Annotated in this window: 5 protein-coding genes; all 5 read right to left on the minus strand. The window is 30.0% G+C overall.

Features of this window, described 5'->3' with window-relative positions; genetic code table 11:
* Positions 1-174 precede the first annotated feature (174 nt).
* A complete protein-coding gene (locus BUB01_RS13465) occupies positions 175-1,599 on the minus strand; it encodes a radical SAM protein (protein ID WP_072988685.1) in 1,425 nt (474 codons plus the stop codon).
* Positions 1,600-1,651: 52 nt separating this feature from the next.
* A complete protein-coding gene (locus BUB01_RS13470; protein ID WP_072988688.1) occupies positions 1,652-3,307 on the minus strand; it encodes a carbamoyltransferase family protein in 1,656 nt (551 codons plus the stop codon).
* A 1,032-nt stretch (positions 3,308-4,339) separates the two neighbouring features.
* Positions 4,340-7,771 carry a beta-ketoacyl synthase N-terminal-like domain-containing protein gene (locus BUB01_RS13475; protein ID WP_072988691.1) on the minus strand — a complete coding sequence of 1,144 codons (3,432 nt, stop codon included), beginning with the start codon at positions 7,769-7,771 and terminating at the stop codon, positions 4,340-4,342.
* Positions 7,759-12,468 (minus strand): type I polyketide synthase, encoded by a 4,710-nt coding sequence (locus BUB01_RS13480; RefSeq protein WP_072988694.1) that lies wholly within the window; start codon positions 12,466-12,468, stop codon positions 7,759-7,761. The genes BUB01_RS13475 and BUB01_RS13480 overlap by 13 nt, the downstream gene beginning before the upstream one ends.
* 1 nt (position 12,469) lies before the next feature.
* Entirely contained in the window at positions 12,470-20,434 is a 7,965-nt protein-coding gene (locus BUB01_RS13485) for a non-ribosomal peptide synthetase (RefSeq protein ID WP_072988698.1), read from the minus strand.
* Between the last annotated feature and the right edge of the window lie 2 nt (positions 20,435-20,436).

The raw sequence follows: 20,436 nt of genomic DNA on the forward strand, positions 1-20,436 counted from the left end.
GTTCTTTGTCAGATTGGATATATTCCTATCCAGCCATAAACTTTTTCCGCATTGCTTTCTCTTTTAGGTTTATACATATTTTTTTCTTATTTTTACCATTTATTTTTTCAACATAATAATAACATACTTGTAATATTAAGTCAATATTGTAACATTATCTTCAAACCGTTGTGTTTATATCGTTAATCGTTTAAAGTCTTGTATTGATCTATTGTAGTATTTTGTAAACATGTCAATGTTACATCCAATAGCTAATAATAGGAAGAACATTGTTGGATCAAATTGTGAACGCGTAGAATTCATTACTGATTCTACAATTTTATTACACATTTCTCTTGCTTTTATTGAATCCATTGTATTATGTTTCCATTCATAATCGCAGCCTTCTAAGCCATACTTTTCTTTTTCTTGTGATATAGGTGTATTTATATCATATCGCCACTGATATATATCATAAAACGTTATACCAGATTCATTTAAAAATCGTATTGTATCTTGTACACTATCCTCTGTTTCACCAGGAAAGCCCACAAAAAAAGTACCATAAGTAACAATTCCATATTTATTTAATAGTGCAATTGCTCTATAAAAATCACTTACATCAGCTCTTTTATTCATATTATTTAACATTTCTTGATTTCCTGATTCTATACCTAAATATACTCCTAAACATTTGCTCTCTTTCATAAGTGAAACAATTTCTTCATCCAAAAATTGACACCTTATATATGAGTACCACTTAAATTGATAGTTATTTTTTATCATCATTTTTAAAATATCTCTAAATCTTTCCTTTGGCATATTAAATGTATCATCAACAAAATTAATACACTTAACCTTATTAATAGATTTCAATGTATTTAATTCTCTTTCAATGGCTTCAACGCTAATATATGAATACTTGCCTTCAATTACATGAAAATTACAAAACTTACAACTAAACGGGCAAGATTGAGAAGTTCTTATTGAAACTGTACTTCGAATTCTATCGGCAAACAATCTCCAATCTACCGTATTATGTTCAAGTTTGTTATCTTCCCTGATAATATGAGTATAATGATAATTATTATCCATTCTGTAGCATAAATTTGGGATACTTTCGTAACACTCACCTTCTCTAATTGCAGTTAAAATATTACACAATGTAGCTTCTCCTTGAAAATCATTAATTATTACATCCGCATTAATCATTTTTAGAAGCTTGTTTTTTACTAATTTATCTATAATCTTTTCTCTCAAAAGATTTACAATATACGGTCCACCTAGTACGATTTTAGAATCTGGCTTAATCATTCGTATAATTTTTATCAATTTGACTAGAGTTTGCATTTTCATAATATATGTAGTTGAAAGACAAATTGTCATATAACTATTATTTTTTAATTTCTCAGACAGTAAATCATATTCATCCTCCATATAGTTTATATAGTCAAAAGAATAACCTCTTCGATGTAAAAATGTTCCAAGATACGAAATAGTTCCATTAAACTGTTTTTCAACAACCTGTCCATCCAAAAATTTGTTTGCAAAATCCTGATAATATGAATAATTCTCATCTGTCCTATATCCTATTAAAAGACAATCAATTACCTTCTTCATCAGCTGTCCTCCTATATACCCTAAAACAATATTTATTTGTTATCTATTTTACTTACTTTAATACTCGTTTTTTAACAATTATATCTTCCATTACCAAAACATCTAATGCACTTGTATAAAAAGTCCTTATAGCATCATATGGAGTATATACCATAGCTTCTCCTCTTAAATTGAAAGATGTATTTAAAACCATAGGTACTCCTGATTTCTTATAAAAACTTTCTATTAAATCATAATATCTAGGATTACTTTCCGCTGTCACTGTTTGTGGTCTTGAGGATCCATCCACATGAACAGCTCCTTCTATTTTCTTTCTCTTCTCCTCCTTAACTTGTACCGCTTTTAGCATATACCTTGATTGATTTATATTTTCGAACCACTCTCCAACTTCTGATTCAAGCACACTAGGACCAAATGGTCTAAATGGTTCACGAAGCTTAACTTTGTTGTTAACATAATCCCTTATTCCTGGTCTAGTAGGATCAGCTATAATACTTCTATTTCCCAATGCTCTTGGCCCATATTCAGCTGCTCCTTGAAACCATCCAATCACATATCCTCGTCCCAAATATTCACTAATCTGTCCCGATATATCTGACGAATGTACATAATTCATTCCAAGATGATCAAGCAATTTTATTATTTTATCATTTTTGAAACTATTCCCTTTGTAAGTATTCTTTATAGGACTTATTTTATAACCTAACTGTGCCATAACATACGCAGCAGCACCAATTGCAGTTCCTGCATCATGAGCTGCTGGTTGTATGAACATATCATCAACTAACCCCATTCTGCTTAAACGTCCATTTGCTGTACAGTTTAATGCTACACCACCAGAAAGACATAAATTTCTGCATCTTGTATTATTCACTAATACTTTGACCAAATTTATATAACAATCTTCCAAAGTTTTTTGTACAGATGCTGAAAAGTCTAGATGTTGTTGAGAAAATTCTGTAACATTTGAATGTCTAAAGAATAATTGATCATATTCACGACTCATATATCTAGGATCAATACCCATTTTTATAAAGTCCTTAGCATATACGTTTCTAATTTTATCCATACGAATATTATGAGATACATCTATTCTGTATCCAAACTCATTATCAAGCTTTATTCTTGGAAAAGAGTAAATAGGCTTTCCATACGGAGCTAGTCCCATCATCTTACCAGCATCGTGAATACTGAATCCTAAATATGCAGTAGCCAAAGAATAAAATTCACCTAAAGATTCAATATAATCAATAGATTTGATTTTCTTTAGGTTACTGCCTTTCCCATAGTACATTGTTGTAGCGGAATCCTCCCCTGCTCCATCTACAACTAACACAGATGCTTCATCAAAACCACTAAAGTAAAAAGAGCTAGCGGCATGGGCTAAGTGATGATTTACTGTTTCAATTTTGGGCAATGTCTTATATTGAAATTCTCTTTTAGAAAATATTACAGAAGCATCTGGTATATTGACTCTATCTGGTAATAGAGAATTATCCCAACTTAAAGCAATATAATCAACATCATCAAGTTGAATATTAGCTATTTTTAAACATTCCTCTATTGCTAATCTTGGATGATACTTATCTAATGAATGTGGAACACGTGAAAGTCTTTCCTCCTCTACCATTGCAATTATTTCTCCATCTTGCATCAAACATGCTGCTGCATCATGACCAAGCAATCCTGCTATACCTAATACATACATTTTTCATTCCTCCAAATAACTATATTTTTTATATTTACTTACCAAAATAAATCATTAATATTATTCATTTATTTTTGATATCAATATTATACCTAGTTAACAATTTGTTGTTTTCAGCCTTAATTATACACTTTATTAAAATATTTCCTATACAAAGCTTACATTATTACTTCTATATTAAAAAGTATAATATGTTTTATATTGTGGTATATAATATTGTATCTAAATCTACTGATGAATGTTGTCTACCATAAAACTTATATTCAAAAAGTAATTCATTTATAAACAACGATATTTCTAAAATGTTTTTTGATTTATGATATATATAAATTGCTAAACGAGGTTTATTCTTAATTATGGTCTTTACCACATTTCCTTAACATTCCAATTAAGCTTCCTATATATATTTTTATATTATTATAATCTAGTATATTATCTATTGAGTTAACTTCTACTTATATTTCTTCATCATCATTTATTTTTGATTCCTGACTTAAATCTCATTTAAATTCTAGTATAAATGATTCACTCAATAATCCTACTTTTATAATCTTAACATTACTTAAATTATCATTACAAACTGTATATTCTATGCTACAGCCAGGTTCTATTGCATACCTTTTATTATATATGCTATTACACCACTTAACATAATTAGAACATTATTTCTATTATAACTAACTCCATAAACAAATCTCTCATTCTCCTAGTTTTAAATCATTCTAACCAAAAATACATTTTATCAATCTTATAATGCAAACTAACTACCTTTCGTACCATTCTTTACAGCCTAATATATGAATTTACTTGGCATATCCATATATTTCAAAAATAGAATAGTACTATTTTTATGTTCTTCGCCAAATGATAAATAATAAAAATAAACACAATATGTTATATACTATTTATCATTTATAATATTTAATCTTTCAAATTTTTTTATTTCCGAAATATTCGTGTAATTCATTTTTGCATAAATAGTATCATAAACTTGTTAACACTCTCATTTATAGTTCATAAATTCAAATCACACTAAATAATACCATTATCTGTTAATATAGTATTAAAAACATCATTTATTAAGTTTTGTATTTGGTCAAACTCTTTACTCAAGCTTTCAAAATTTAACATCTTTTTCCTGAATACACTTATGCTGTAACGATCTATAATACTTCCTGCTAATTTTACTATTTGGCTGCATTCCATTTGTATTTTTTTGTAATTAGGACCATTATAACTACGAAGAATACATTTAAGAGTTAGCTCAAGACCTCCTAATTGCAAATAAAGTTTATTCAAATTTTTCTCTAAAAAATAATTATCTTCATCTCTTATTATTTGTTCTAGTAAATCTAATGCACTACCTTTATGCAAAGACTTAGCAATATAATTGATTATCCTTAGATATTCCTCTTTTATATTTTGTGTAGAAATTGGTTTATCCTCAATTGGATCTATAACCAATACTTTCTTATATTCTGCTGATCGTTCTCTATAAATCTCCTCCATCACATCAAAGGAAACAGAAAACGTAGAGTAAGATATTTCCTTACCTAAATTCACCTCCATATGGTTGTGATTTACAATATTAAATAACTCTCGCTTTTTATCATATCCATTTACAATAGTTAAATGATCTGTATGTTTAATTTTATAAAAATTACTGTAGAAAATATAATACTCATCAAAAAGTACCATTGCCATTTCTTCTTTATCAATAATCTGGGCTATTCGCTCACAAACATTTTCTTCTTGCGAAACAGAAAAAGCTTTTACTTTTAATCCACATAATTGAAGAACCTCATCTACTATTGAAAGATTTTCATTACTTTTAAATTTATCCTGCAACTCAAAATTTGAATAACCAAGCTTAGATAAGTTAAATCCTTTTCTAACACCAACCATAAAGTTAAAGTAATTAATTAATTTGAAATCTATTTTTTCGCACTGAATAGCTATACCTCTCTCATAGCAATCTAACTGACTCCAAGTGTAATTATTGGTTAAATTCAAATGATTAAGTGAATATAACCGTACAGGCACTATTAAATTATTATCTTCAGTATTACTTTCTGCTTCATTTTTATTTTCTTCTTTGTTTTTCTGATTATCATAAGTATTTAACTCTTGATTTGATATAGATAAACTACTTACATAAAGAGATAACTCAAACACTGTTGGATATTCTAAAAATTCCTTTATAGTAATATTCGTATTGAAATATACATTAATATTTTCAATTAACCTTATAGCAAGAATTGAACTTCCCCCAAGATTATAAAAATGATCATTTACATTAACTTCTTCAAAACCTAATATTTTACCCCATATATTTCCAATTACTTTTTCTATAGGAGTAATTATATTTTCACTTTTCCCAATTAAAATTGTGTCCTTTTTATTTAATGTCTTACCTATTGAAGATCTATCTTGTCCATCAACTTTTTCGCAACTTAATCTAATATCCTTAGATACAGTAAGCTTCTCAACTCCTACTTCATCAGGTTCAAACCAATATCGTTTATAAAAAAATGGATACAATGGAAGGCTTACTCTATTATATTTATACCCTTTATACAATTCCTTCCATTCTATCATTGCTCCATTTACATAGGCTTTACAAACTTCATAACAAAATGAATTAGTAAATATATTTTCTTTGACTCCTATTTCATTTAATGAATATAAATTTTTATTTATTTCTTTAATAAATCCAAAATGAATATTTGACTTATAATCTCCCCAAAATAATTTTTCAGAGAATATCTTACTTTCATAGTCTTCTATATCAACTATAGAAGATAATAGACTTTTTATTATTTGTATTAACTCATCCTTTGTTTTTATAATAATTGCAAGTCTATAGTTATAATGATTTCTTCCTACTGCCGATGTATAGCAAATATCCTCAATTTTATCATTTTTATCTACGAGATACGTGTTATAATTCTCAATAGATTTAAATAAAGATTGTATGCTTTTTGCTGATAAAAGAAAAATATATGATTCCTGTATATCATTTAAAGTAAAACCATTTTCTTTTAATACCATTGGTGCCTCTTCAACAACAACATGACAATTAGTTCCACTAAATCCGAAAGAAGACACTCCTGCTCTTCTAGGCTTATCTTTGGTTTTCCATCTTTCAATTTTATCATTAATATAAACAGCAGATTGCGTAAAATCAACATATTTATTAGGTCTTATAAAATTAATACTGGGTGGGATAATTTCATTTTTTATTGATAAAATAACTTTGGTCAACGATGCTATCCCAGAAGCAGCCGCAGTGTGACCAATATTACTTTTAGAAGTTCCAATTGCACAAAATTGATTTTGGCGAGAAAATCTTCTGAACGCACTTGTAATTGCCTTTATTTCAATTGGATCTCCGATACTAGTAGCACTTCCATGAGCTTCAACGTACGATATACTTTCAGGTTCTATTTTTGCATCTTTCCATGCTGAAATTAACAATTCCTCTTCAGCCTGTCGACTTGGAGTTGCCAGTCCACTAGTAGCACCAACATTATTTACTGCACTACCTTTAATAATAGCATGAATGTGATCTCCATCCATCAACGCAATCTTTAATGGCTTTAATAAAATAGCACCTACTCCTTCTGAAAAAATCGTTCCATCAGCATCTTCACTAAACGTCTGGACTTTGTGTACAGAACTTGTAATCATACTCATTCCATTAAAGGTAGCTGGTAATATATCTAAAGAAATACCTCCGGCTATTGCCATTGAACACTCATGATTACACAAAGACTTACACGCTTCATGAACAGCTACTAGTCCAGACGAGCAAGAAGTATCAATTACCATACTCGGCCCTTTAAAATTAAATATATAAGAAATTCTACTAGTCATAATAGAAGTAAGTGAACCTGTGAATTTCATAGGATGATCATCACTAGTAAACAGTTTATAATAAGGAGTAACAGTATGATCTCTCCCAGCAAAAATACCTATATTTTCTCCACTAAGCTTATCAGCAGCATATCCCGCCTCTTCAATAGTATTGTATACAGTCTCTAAAAATAATCTCTGAAATGGATCCATTGCCTTCGCTTCATTAGGAGGAATTTGAAAAAAAGATGCATCAAATTTGTCTATTTCATTTAAGTATCCACCTATATGATACGTATCTATATTAGGAAACACCATTTTTCCCTGGCCACTAATAAATAAAGAATATAATACGTTTGAATCTTCTCTCCTTTGTTCTGGAATGTGAGACACACAATTTATACCATTTTTTAAATTGTACCAGTACTTTTCTAAATTATCTGAAGCGGGGTACTTACCTGCCATTCCTATGATTGCAATGTCTTCTTCCACCTTTTTTCCCATAGTTTTAGATGATTGAATAAATTCCTTAAGCATTTCTTTTGCGTCATTTCGTGGAATATTCTCATTGGCTATTTGACTAAGTATATATTTCTTTACTTTATCCATAGCTCTGAACTCTCCTCAGATAACACTTTAAATGAACTCTCAAGATTTCCTTTTTCCTCAACTAACTTAGATACTAAATTATCTAAATATGCCTCATCTATTAATTGATCAGATTCAGTATTTTCCATTAAGGATATAGAGTCTTTCTCTTCACATTGATTTTCCTCTGATGTTACTATTTCTTTAATATGAGATGCCATTTCAAAAACTGATGGATATGCAAATATATCAGTAATATCAATAATGTTTCCAAACCTCTCCTCCATCTTCTTTACCAAATACGCTGCTATAATGGAGTCACCACCTAAAAGTGTGAAATTTTTATAAATATCAATATCTTTTATTTGTAATACCTCTTCCCAAATACTACTTACCAATTCAAGGACATCTTCAGGATTTATATTTTCAATTTTATCCTTAACATGGATGTCTTGTTGATCTTTTACTACTCTCTTTTGCCTTTTGTATCGATTAGATATTGCCTTAGATAATGGTAAATAATATTCATGAATCATTGATGTTTTAGTATTTAAATTTCCTACAACAAGCTGTGATATTTTCTTAGATAAAATAAGATCGAATACTTGTAGCGCTCCATTAGTTGAAATCTGTTTAAGTTGTTGATCATCTTTAACTTTATAGTCAACAGCCATACCAGTTTCTTTCCACGGACCCCAATTTATTACTATGGTATTTCCACTTCTCCTATTCCTTAAATATGCAAACGCATCTAAAAATGAGTTAGCAGCTGTATAATCACTTTGTCCCATTCCCCCTAATAAAGATGTTATAGAAGAAAATAAAATAAAGAAATCCAAATTATCTTGTTTTGTTTCGTTATCCAGTAACCAAGTCCCTAAAACTTTAGGATTCATTACCTTTTCAAATTCACTTATATCTTTATTTAATATGAATCCATTGCCAGGCTGACCAGCAGCATGTATTACTCCTGTAATTGTACCAAATTGATTACGTACTTCCTCAACCAACTCCTTTACTTGATCTCCGCAGGTCACATCAATTGAATACAATGCTACAGTTGATCCAATTTTTTCAATATACTCAATAGCTTCTATAGCTCTTTTTTCCTTTGTAGTTCTTTCTTCTGAATTCCCCCATTCATTTCTATCAGGTAATTTAGAACGCTGTGCAAATATGAAATGAACTGTCTGTTGAGAAGCAATATGTTTCGCTATCTCAAGACCTAAGCCCCCTGTACCTCCTGTAATAATATATACTCCATCTTTTCTCAAATTCAAATTTCTTTCTATTAAAGATGAGGTTTTCCTTTCCTGAAGTTGCATTTTGTAACGTTGATTTTGTCTCAATCCAATATAATAAGATGTTTTTTGTCCAATTATTTCTTGGTAAAGTTCTTTCATATCAAAATTTACATCAATGTCTAATGCAGTACACTTAATATTTGAGTACTCCTGTGTAACAACCTTTCCTAACGCTAAGAAACTTGAATAATGAGGCTGAAGTATTTTTTCTTCTCCCGTTATTTCATAAACTTCTCTTGCTATCAAAATAATTTCAATATTCGGATTTTTCCAAGCTCCTTTTAACAAATCCTGTACAAATTCTAAAAATGAATATAATGTTTCATCAAAAACCTCTTTAAATTTATCTAAACTTTCAAAATCATCATAAAGTTCGCATGCATAAAAAACAAATTTTATAGATTTTTCTCTAGATAATTTACTTAATAATCCACTAAAATCTCTATTTTTCATTTTTTCAAGCATAACCACATGTCCATTTTCCTCAAATTCTTGCTTAAGTGTATATGGCACATTATCTGACATATAAAAAAGAACTATATCATCTTTTGAATTATCACTTTTTTCGTTACTTTTCCTTTCTTCTTTTTCCCAATCTATAGAAAATACTTCTGGCATTGGTTCTGTTGTTCCTTCAACTCCAATAGAATTTACTTTTTTAATGGCATAATCGTTAATCTCAATTAACACCTTTCCATTTTTATCTATCAGTTGAGCATCAAATTTTACAAACTCATTATTTACATCATTCCCTTTTAATATTAAAAAACTATAAAATTCACTTGGTAAATTGTCATATATACAAATCTTCTTATAAGTCCAAGGTAAATACAATCCATCCTCTATACTCTTTATAGCAATATTAACAGCATTATCTAGTAAAGCTGGATGAATTATATGCTCAATACAATCATTTCTATAGAAGTCCTTTAGCTTAAAGTAAGCAAGTACTCTATTATCTATAACAGAATACCTATCCACATTGTCCCATCTAAGCCCAAATGAAATTGGTCCATCTTCATTACTATCAAATTCAAATTCCTTTTCATTTCCATTAAAGTACGTTTCTTTAAGTTTTACTAAATCTACAGTAGGAGCCTCTTCATAAATATACTCCATTTCCCCTTCGGCATGTACAAGCCAATTTGAAGTTTCTTCTTCTAATTTCTCTTCACTTTCAATTCTAAACTTAATAAAATCGTCTTCAATTTTTAAAACTACCATTACTTCTCTTGGTTCATCTATCTTAAATATTAATGGTGATAAGAAAATCAGTTCAGATAATTCAACCGCTTGAACATCCCCAAAATCATCAGCAACTTTTTTTAAAATCTCCACATAAGCTGTACCTGGTAGCAATGCTTGTCCGTAAAATCTATGCTCTGTTAACTCCCAACTCTCTGTTGGACTTAATGTTGTTGTATATATCCTTTGTCCATTAGTTTTTGCAACACACTTAACTATACCATAATCTTCAACTTTATTTTTTTCCTCCATGGATACCCAACATCTTTCTGGAGAAAATGAATATCCTGGGTAATGAACTTTTGTATACTCTTTCTTATGCATCACACTCCAATCAATATCTGCTAACTTAACATATAATGAGCATAATTCTTCCATAGACTCTAAACTCTGATCTTTATTCAATAATTCTTTAGATCTATTGGTATAGTTTTTCACTTCATGTTCATAAATCTCATCTTCTTGCTTTTCCTTCTTTATTGGAATAACTTTTGAATAACCGAAGAATATACCTTCATTTGTCATACTTATCAATTTATCATATTTAATCACTCTAGATAGTTTTTCAATAAGTTCCTCAATACTATTTACTAAAAATACAATTCTACATGGATGATGATCACGATAACATTGAGCTGTAAAACATAAGTTTGTTAAACTAATTTGCTTATGATTACGCAAAAAAACAAGATTATTTTTTATAGTCGACATCAAACCATCCCTAGTTTGAGATGATAACATAAAAATTCGTAGTTTGTTATCATCTTGTTGCTCTTGTACTTCCTCTATATATTCTTCAAGGACCACATGACAGTTTGTTCCACTTATACCAAAAGAGCTTACGCCACACCTTCTAGGTGTTTCTCCCTGCTTCCACGGAGTTACCTTATCATTTACATATACAGGTGAATTCTCAAATGTAATATTACGATTAGGCTTTCTAAAATGTAATGTTGGAGGAATTTGTTTTAAATTCAATGCTATAACTGCTTTACATAAACTCGCCATACCAGCTAAATGATCTAAATGTCCAACTCCTGATTTAGCAGAACTAATTGCACAAAACTGTTTTTTATTTGTAAATTTTGAAAAAGCCTTTGTTATACCATCAATTTCTACTGGATCACCTAGTTTTGTGCCAGTTCCATGTGTTTCTATATATGAAATTGTTTCTGGTTCAACGCAAGCGCCCTTCCAGGCTTTTTCCAACAAACTTGCCTGAGCCAAACTATTAGGTGCTGTAATCCCGATTGAAGCACCATCTTGATTAACAGCACTACCCTTGATAACTGCATAAATAGAATCTTTATCCTTTATAGCTTTATCAAGAGGCTTAAGAAGAACTGCTGCAACTCCTTCTCCGAAACCAGTACCATCAGACTCATCATCAAATGCTCTACATCTTCCATCAGATGATGCTATCGGAAGTAAAGAAGAACTAGGTACTAACGATAATTTGGCTCCACCTACAATAGCTGTTTCACAATCCCCATTTAACAATCCCTGTACCGCTAAGTGTACTGCTGTAAGGGCTGATGAACACGCCGTATCAACCAACATAGCAGGTCCCTTTAAATTAAGTATATACGCAATACGACTTGCAATTATAGAGTGTACATTTCCCGATATAGATAAATTATACAATTCAGGTTGTGCCGTAGCTACAAGTGTTTTATATTCTTGACAAAAATCATCACTGTAACCAATATATACACCTGTGTTAGTATCAGCTAATTTTTTAGTTCCATACCCAGCATCCTCCATCGCTTGTACTGCTACTTGCAAAAATAATCTCTGGTTAAGATCCATGAGATTTGCCTCTAAAGGCGATATCCCAAAATAATTATAATCAAATTCATCAATTCGATTCAGATAAGCACCTTTAGAAAACTCATTAACAAATTTTGAACCTGTCATACGAAAAAATGCATTTGCATCTCTTTTTCTATTTTCTGGAAAAACAGTTATGTTATTTGTTTTTGAACAAATATTATTCCAAAACTCATCAATTGTATCACAATTTGGAAAATTTAATGCCATACCAATTATAGCAATATCTTTATTTATACTTTTTTCATTTTGCATCTGATACTTTAATAAGTGATTAGCAACTGATTGGTCAATTTTTTTATTGACTGTTTGAGAAATAATATATTCATATATATCCATATTATACTTCACCTCTTTTTTTGAGTATATTTGCAGCATCTGCTGCTGATATTTCACCTTTTGCTACTAATGAAAATAACTCATCCATACTCACATCTAATCGTTCATTATCTTCTACTACAGATACTACCTTCATCTTATCCATGATATAACTAGAAAGTTTCTTAATTGTAGGATAAGCAAATATATCCGCTATTGTAATCATCCCCGGATACAACTCTTCAATACTGTAATTCATTCTACTTACTAGAAGAGAATTACCTCCTACATCAAAGAAATTGCTATTTAGTCCTATTCTGTCATAATCAAGTAAACTTATCCATATATCATATATATTTTTTTCAATTTCATTAGCTTCCTCTTGTTGTTCATATACATCAGGCAACATCTGCTTCCAATCAAGTTTATCTAGCCTCTGTCTATCTATTTTTCCATTGCTTGTTTTAGGTATTTCTGTCATAACAATAAAATGTGCAGGAATCATATAGTGTGGTACATGCTGTTGTAATAGCTCTTTTAGCTGAGCTACATAACAAATATCACTCTTATTTTCTATAACCTCATAAAAACAAAGTAACTTATTTGTTCCATTTTCTTCAGCGGTTACTACAGCACATTCTTTTATTCCTTTACAAGATTGAACTATGTTTTCTATTTCACCACATTCAACACGATACCCTCTAATTTTTACCATACCATCATTTCTCCCTAAATAAACGATATATCCATTATCAGTATACATACCGATATCTCCAGTTTTATATCCTATCTTATCAAACTGATTAATCCATGAAAAATTTTGCTTTGTTTTCTCTAAATCATTAATATAACCTTTTGTAATATTTTCTCCAGTCAATATAATCTGACCTGGTATACCTATTGGACAAAGAGCTCCACAATCATCTAAAATAAGAACATTATTATTCCAAATCGGTCTTCCTATAGGAACTATGGAATAACTGTCATTATAGAGCTCTTCATCAACTCGATATGACGTTACCCAAATTGTAGCTTCTGTAGGTCCGTACATATTAAAGAGCTCTGAACTAGAAAATCTCTTTTTTATCAATTTAGCCAGTTCAGCTGTCCATGCTTCTCCACCAATTAAAACTTTTTTGACGCACTTAAGCATTTCCGCATCTTCTGTTTCAAATAATCCTCCCATAAGAAACTGCTTCACTAGTGATGGTACAGAATGCCATATAGAAATCTTATTTTTACAAATAAATTTAAACATTTCATTTGCATCTTGCAATGTATCTTTAGATACAATATACAACTCTGCCCCACTAGCTAAAGTAGCAAATATCTCAAAAACAGATATATCGAAAGAAATTGATGTAACAAGCATCAATCTGTCAGCTACAGTAATATTAAACTCATTTAAAGACCAATGTATAAAATTAGATACATTACCATGAGTCACCATAACCCCTTTTGGTAATCCAGTAGAACCTGATGTATAAATTATATCCATTAAGTCATTGCTATCAATATCTGGGAAATCTATATTTGTTACTTCGCTAGTTTCATCTGCTAAAATAAAATTTAAACCTTTTGGTATTATTTTTGGTAAATTATCTGTTAAAACAATATATCTATCTTCCCAATCCATTTGATTAAAATCTTTAAATACCTCATATGATGTTATTACAATATTAGTATTGCTATGTTTTAACATATATTGAATTCGTTCCTGTGGGTATTCTGGATCTAGAGGAAGATATGATGCTCCTGCTCTAACAACAGCAATTATTGCTACTATCATAGGTATGCCCTTATTCATTAGAATACCTACAGGTTGGCCTTTCTTAAGTCCATTCTTAATTAATAATGTTGCTAACCTTCCAGATTGTATCATCAATTCCTCGTATGTTAATTTTTCATCTAAGTAACAAATAGCATTCTTATCTGGATATAATTGTGCAATTTCTTCAATTTTTTTGATAATAATAGAATTCTCTGTCAAATGTGGGTTTGAGTATTTATCCAATAAATTTCCTTCTTCTACCTTTGTCATAAGTTCTATTTTATTTAAATCAATATGCTTATTTTCCTCAACTTGATCCAAAATAGTAAGATATTGATCCATAAATCTTTCAATAGTTATACTACGGAATAAATCTGTTGCATATTCCATACGCAACTCAATTTGACCATTAACTTCTTTGCCCATAAAATTTAAATCAAATAAACTACTATTATTGCTAATTTGATGATTTTCAAAAAATTGAAACATCGTTTGATAAACAGCATTTATATTAGTATATCGTTCTAGCTCTAAACTACTAAGTATTTGTTCAAAAGGATATCTCCCATATTTGTAAGCCAATTTGCACTTTTCCTTAATTATTTCTATCAAACTGTAGAAATCTCCACAACCTTCAGAATTTATTCTGATACAAACAATATTCATCAAAAGCCCAACTAATTTTTCACTTTCTAAATTATTTCTGTTAACAATAGGTATTCCAATAATAAGTTCATCTTGATTACAAATCTTACTTAAGAACTTATAATACACTGCTAATAACACAGTATTAATGGTAGTTTTATAATACTTAGCAAGTTCCTTTACTTTTATGGTTCTATCAACACTTATTCTTTTTGTATAGGCTCCTCCAACATAAGTTTGATTGTCTTTTCTCGGAAAATCAATCGGCAAATTTAATATTGGTAGTGGGCCTTTTAATTCATCTAACCAGTAATTCGAATATTCTACACGATGATCTTTTAAATGAAGTTCTTCTTCATAAATCCAGTCCAAATATCCATACTTATTCTTAGGCTCTGAAAAAGATTCTTTTGTTTTAAGCTTATTATATATACTTACAAATTGATCAAATAAGATTCCTTCACTCCATCCATCTGTAATTATGTGGTGTATATTTAAATATAAACAATACTTTTCCTCTTCTAACTTGTATAGTATTACTTTCCACAAAGGTTTTTCAAAATCAAAAACTTTATTATTTTCTTCTTCCATTCTTGTAAGTAATAAATTATTTCTATCATACTCTTTAGATAGATCTTCAAAAGAAAACATTGGCGAAAAATTATTTATTAATCTCTGCTTAGGTACACCACTATGTTCTTCGATAACCACATTTAGAGCATCATTAGTTTGCTGTAAATAAAAAAAAGATTTTTTCACTATATCTATATCCACTTTTTCATTCATATAAAAATAGGTCGGCACTTGATAAACTGTGGATTGTGGTGAATACTTTTGCAAGAACCAAATATGCTTCTGCATTCCAAAAAGATCATGAACATAGTTTTCTTCTGCCTCTAATTTAGATATTTGTACCGAAGATGCATTTCTATCTTTTTTATCAATATATTTAACCATCTCTTCTACCGTTAGAAGTTCAAAAATATGACTAATATCAAGTTTTGTACTAAAAGCCTCATTAAGTGCATTAGCAAGGCGAATTGCCAATATAGAGTTACCACCCATATCATAAAAAGATTCAAAAACATCAATACTACTTACTGATAAAATATCTGCCCAAACCTGTGCAACCTTTCTTTCTAAATTAGAATAATTATTATCTAATCTTCCATGCAATTCAACAGAAACTTTATGATCAACCCCTAACTTAAAATCTTCTATAATTTCTTTATTTATAATATTGCCTAATAGCAATTCTTGGTCAACTTCAATTATATTTGTTTCAATAAGATTAGGTAACTTTTCTTGATTTAATTGACCAAGAATAATATTACTATCGCTAATCTGTAAGGCATTATCGAAAAACTCAAGTGCATCACTGGTTAGAAGTGCTTTAAAAATTCCATCATTGTTTACATTGAACCGTTTTGCCATTCCTATTTCACTCCAAGCCGGCCAATTTACAGAAATTATCTTTCCACTTTCACCCTGTTGTGAAGCAAAAGAATCAAGATATGCATTTGCTGCTGTATAATCCCCTTGACCAATTCCACTGAGTATAGCTGTAATGGAAGAAAAAAGAACCATAAAATCAAGTTTATCCTGCTTAGTTACTTGGTCTAAAATCCAAGTTCCTTGTATTTTAGGAGAAATTACGTCATAAAATGTTTTAAAATCTTTTCTAAATATAAATCCATCCCCAGCGACCCCTGCACAATGTATAACACCATTGATTCTTCCAAATGTTGAGCGTATTTTATCAAAGGCAAGTGTTACATTATTTAAATCTTGAATTTGCATACACATCGTATATACCTTAGATCCATGTTTTTCAATTTCAATAATTTTATTAACTTTTTTTGACACATTGCCATTATTCTCTCTCTGTATTTGATGCCATGCCTCTCTTTTAGGAAATTCAGATCGTGTTACTAATATTAAAGTTACATTAGCTTTACGTGCTATGTGTTCAGCTATTTCCAATCCTAAATCACCTGTTCCACCTGTGATTACATATATCCCATCATTAATAATCTTATGTTCACTTTGTTTCAATCCCTCATACTTACATAATGTTTCTCTATATCTTTGATTGTTACGATATGCAGCTAAAAAATTTGTTTTATTGCTCCAAAGATCCTCTGTAAATATATCAGTAAAAATCTCTGTATCAATATCAAGTAGTCTACAATGTATATTAGGATATTCCATACATACACTCTTTGCTAATCCAAATAATGCCGCATTTTCTGGATGTACAACTAATTCATCCCCTGTAACCTTATAAGCATATTTTGAAATTAGTATAACTTCTATATCATTATTTGAAAATTTCTTAACCATCGACTTTGTCATATAAAATAAACTATACAACCCTCTATCAAGTATATTTTCAAGTTCATTCAAAGTATTAGTATTATCATCTGAAAGCATTCCTCCTATATATATAATGTGTGTAACTTGAAACTCTGACTTTAACACACTAAAAAGTGAATCAAAAGATTCCATATCGGAAGATATTACAAAACTTGTATTATTTTTTCTAAAATAGCTATGTCCAAATTCCACAAAAATAGCCTCATTATAGTAATCTTTATATGCATTTGAAAATCCCTCTCTTAAAGCTTCATTTCCACCAATCACAACAATGTCAGCTCCATTTGTGAATTCCTCAAATTTATTCTGAAACTTATTTTGTTTAAATTTAATTTGATATTTAAAGTCTACTTGTTGTTGTACTTTTAATTTACTAAAATTAGTAACAAGTTTAAGAATTATGCCATCAATTTCAACTAAACATTTTTCATGCTCATCCATTATACAAACATTGTATTTTATAAATTCCTCATTATCTATATCCGTTACCGGACACAATAAAGCATATACTTTTGCTGGTAAATTACCAAATACCTTAACTTTTCTATATGAAACAGGTAAATACACCTTAGACTTTCTTTGAGAAAGATGTGCACCTACGGATATAGCACAATCCAATAGTGCAGGGTGTAAGTGATATTGCTTCAGGTCTTGTAAAAAATCTGTATTAAGTTGTAATTCAACCAATGCTTTGTCATTTCCTGTTTGCAATTTTTTAATACAATTCCATCTTGGACCAAAAGTTATAGCTCCACCTTCTTTAAACACATCTTCAATATCAAATTCTACAATTTTGGAGCATTCTTGTTTAAACTCTTCAAGAGAAAATTGTTTCGATGGGTTTTCTTCACCTCTATGCAGTACATATTTTCCTGATCCATGTATTGTCCAGTTACCTGAAGTATAATTATCATCCAAATTACTACTAATAATTTCATAACCTATCTGATTTCTTTCAATAGAAACTATAAACTGTACAGTTCTTTCTTTATAAGGATTCATGGTTATAGGTGAATATATCTGAATATCTTCTATTGAGCATACACTTTGGTTAAATATCCGTTTTCCAGCTACAACAGCCATTTCTATATAGGCAGTTCCCGGAATTATGCTATCTCCATCTACTTTATGTTCCTGCAAAATCCAACTTTCTTCAACTGAAATCCTCGATTCAAAAATCACCTTGTTTTTAGTTATAAGTTTTATATCTCCTAAAAGAGGATGTTCATCATTATGTTTTTTAGTTTTCTCTGTCTTAATAGTTTCTGATGGAGATATCCAAAATCTTTTCTTTTCAAATGGATAACCTGGTATAGAAATCTTATTATATAATCCTTCTTCATAAAATTCTTGCCAATTTATTGTGGCTCCATTAATATACATACTACAAATTTCACGAAGTACATCTATGTTCTGGGATTCCTTATTCGTTTTTATAAATAAATCTGCTTTCTTTGAAATTTTCCTGATTTGTCCATCATTTAGCTCATTTCGGCTTAATCCATTCTTTAACCTAACAATTTTATGAAATCCATAAAACTGATTTTTATCTGGTACATTGAAATCTACCAAATTATTACCTATAGTTTCCATTAATTTTCCTAAAATTTGCTCTTTATTATTAAAAATAATTGCTACCCTATGCTGGTACTGGCCTCTTGAAATTGAAGCTGTATAACAAAAATCACTAAGACTTATGTTTGGATTTCTTCTTAAGTAATTTAAATATTTCATAATTTGCATCAATAGGGCTTGTTCTGTTTTTGCAGAGCATGTAAAAAGATAATTCTTTTTATCATTTTTAATAATTTTTTTCTCATCTGCTTCCTCCAAAAGAATATGCACATTAGTACCACTAAAACCGAAAGCACTTACTCCACATCGACGTATTTTACATGCAGGATTCCAATCTACTGTATGGCTATTAAAAAAAACTGGCGAAGATATAAAATCAATCAAACTATTGGGAGAAACAAATCCAACTGTTCCTGGTAACTTTTTGTACTTTAATGCTAATACCACTTTAATGATTGAAGCTAGTCCTGAACATCCTACCGTATGTCCTATATTATTTTTAACTGACCCAATTCCACAAAACTGCTTTTTATTTGTATATTTTTCAAAAGCTTGAGTCAAACCTTTTATTTCTATAGGATCTCCCAATACAGTTCCTGTTCCATGAGTTTCAATGTAACTAATGGTTTCTGGATCTACCCTCGCATCTTCCCAACAGCTTTGAATAACTTCTGCTTGAGAAATACTACTAGGTGCTGTGATGCTAGAAGTAGTTCCATCATTATTAGCTGATGACCCTTTAATAATGGCATATATATTATCATTATCTTCCTTTGCTTTTTCTAGTGGTTTTATAAGTATAGCCGCTATACCTTCACTCCATACAGTTCCATTCGCATGTTTATCAAAAGCTTTTACTTTGTCATTAGAGGCTTCATATACCATCCCTCCAGTTTCTGGAATCATATGTAATGTTACACCACCTACAATTGCTTGCTTACATTCTCCAGCTTTTAATGATTGTAATGCAACATGCAATGCAACCAAACTGGAGGAACAAGCTGTGTCTATAACTAAAGCAGGACCTTTTAAATTTAACAAATAAGAAATCCTACTAGCCATTATCCCAGTATGACAACCTGTAATCGCCAACTCATCCCCTGAATTCTCAATAGCTTTAAAATATTCTTTAATACTAGTTGTTTCGTGTCCAACAAACACTCCAGTACTGCTTCCTTTTATTGAGTTTATATCAATACCTGAATCTTCTATAGCACTAAAGGCTACTTGTAAAAATAGCCTCTGCTGTGGATCCATACGTTCAGCTTCCTGAGGAGATATGTTAAAAAACCTAGCATCAAAATTGTCCACTGATTGCAAATAACCGCCCTTTCTATAACTGATTGCATCTTCCATAAAAATATTAATGTCTTTTTTCCTATTATCAGGAAACTCTCCAATTGTAATATAACCATTATTAATAATATTCCAATATTCCTCTAGGTTATCTGCACCAGGAAAATTCAGTCCAATACCTATAATAGCAAACTCTCCATTTTTCACTTCATTACTTTCTACTTTTTTAAAATTATCAAGTTCACTAAGTAAAATTTTAGCTTCTTTTGCTGTTAAACTCTTATTAGCAACTTCACGAAGTATATGTTTTTTAACTTTTTCCAACT

It is taken from the genome of Clostridium cavendishii DSM 21758 (assembly GCF_900141845.1).
GTDB classification, from domain to species: domain Bacteria; phylum Bacillota; class Clostridia; order Clostridiales; family Clostridiaceae; genus Clostridium_AG; species Clostridium_AG cavendishii.

Coding starts and splice junctions, on each gene's coding strand:
- BUB01_RS13465 (WP_072988685.1), bottom strand. CDS start 1,599: ATGAAGAAGGTAATTGATTGTCTTTTAATAGGATATAGGACAGATGAG.
- BUB01_RS13470 (WP_072988688.1), bottom strand. CDS start 3,307: ATGTATGTATTAGGTATAGCAGGATTGCTTGGTCATGATGCAGCAGCA.
- BUB01_RS13475 (WP_072988691.1), bottom strand. CDS start 7,771: ATGGATAAAGTAAAGAAATATATACTTAGTCAAATAGCCAATGAGAAT.
- BUB01_RS13480 (WP_072988694.1), bottom strand. CDS start 12,468: ATGGATATATATGAATATATTATTTCTCAAACAGTCAATAAAAAAATT.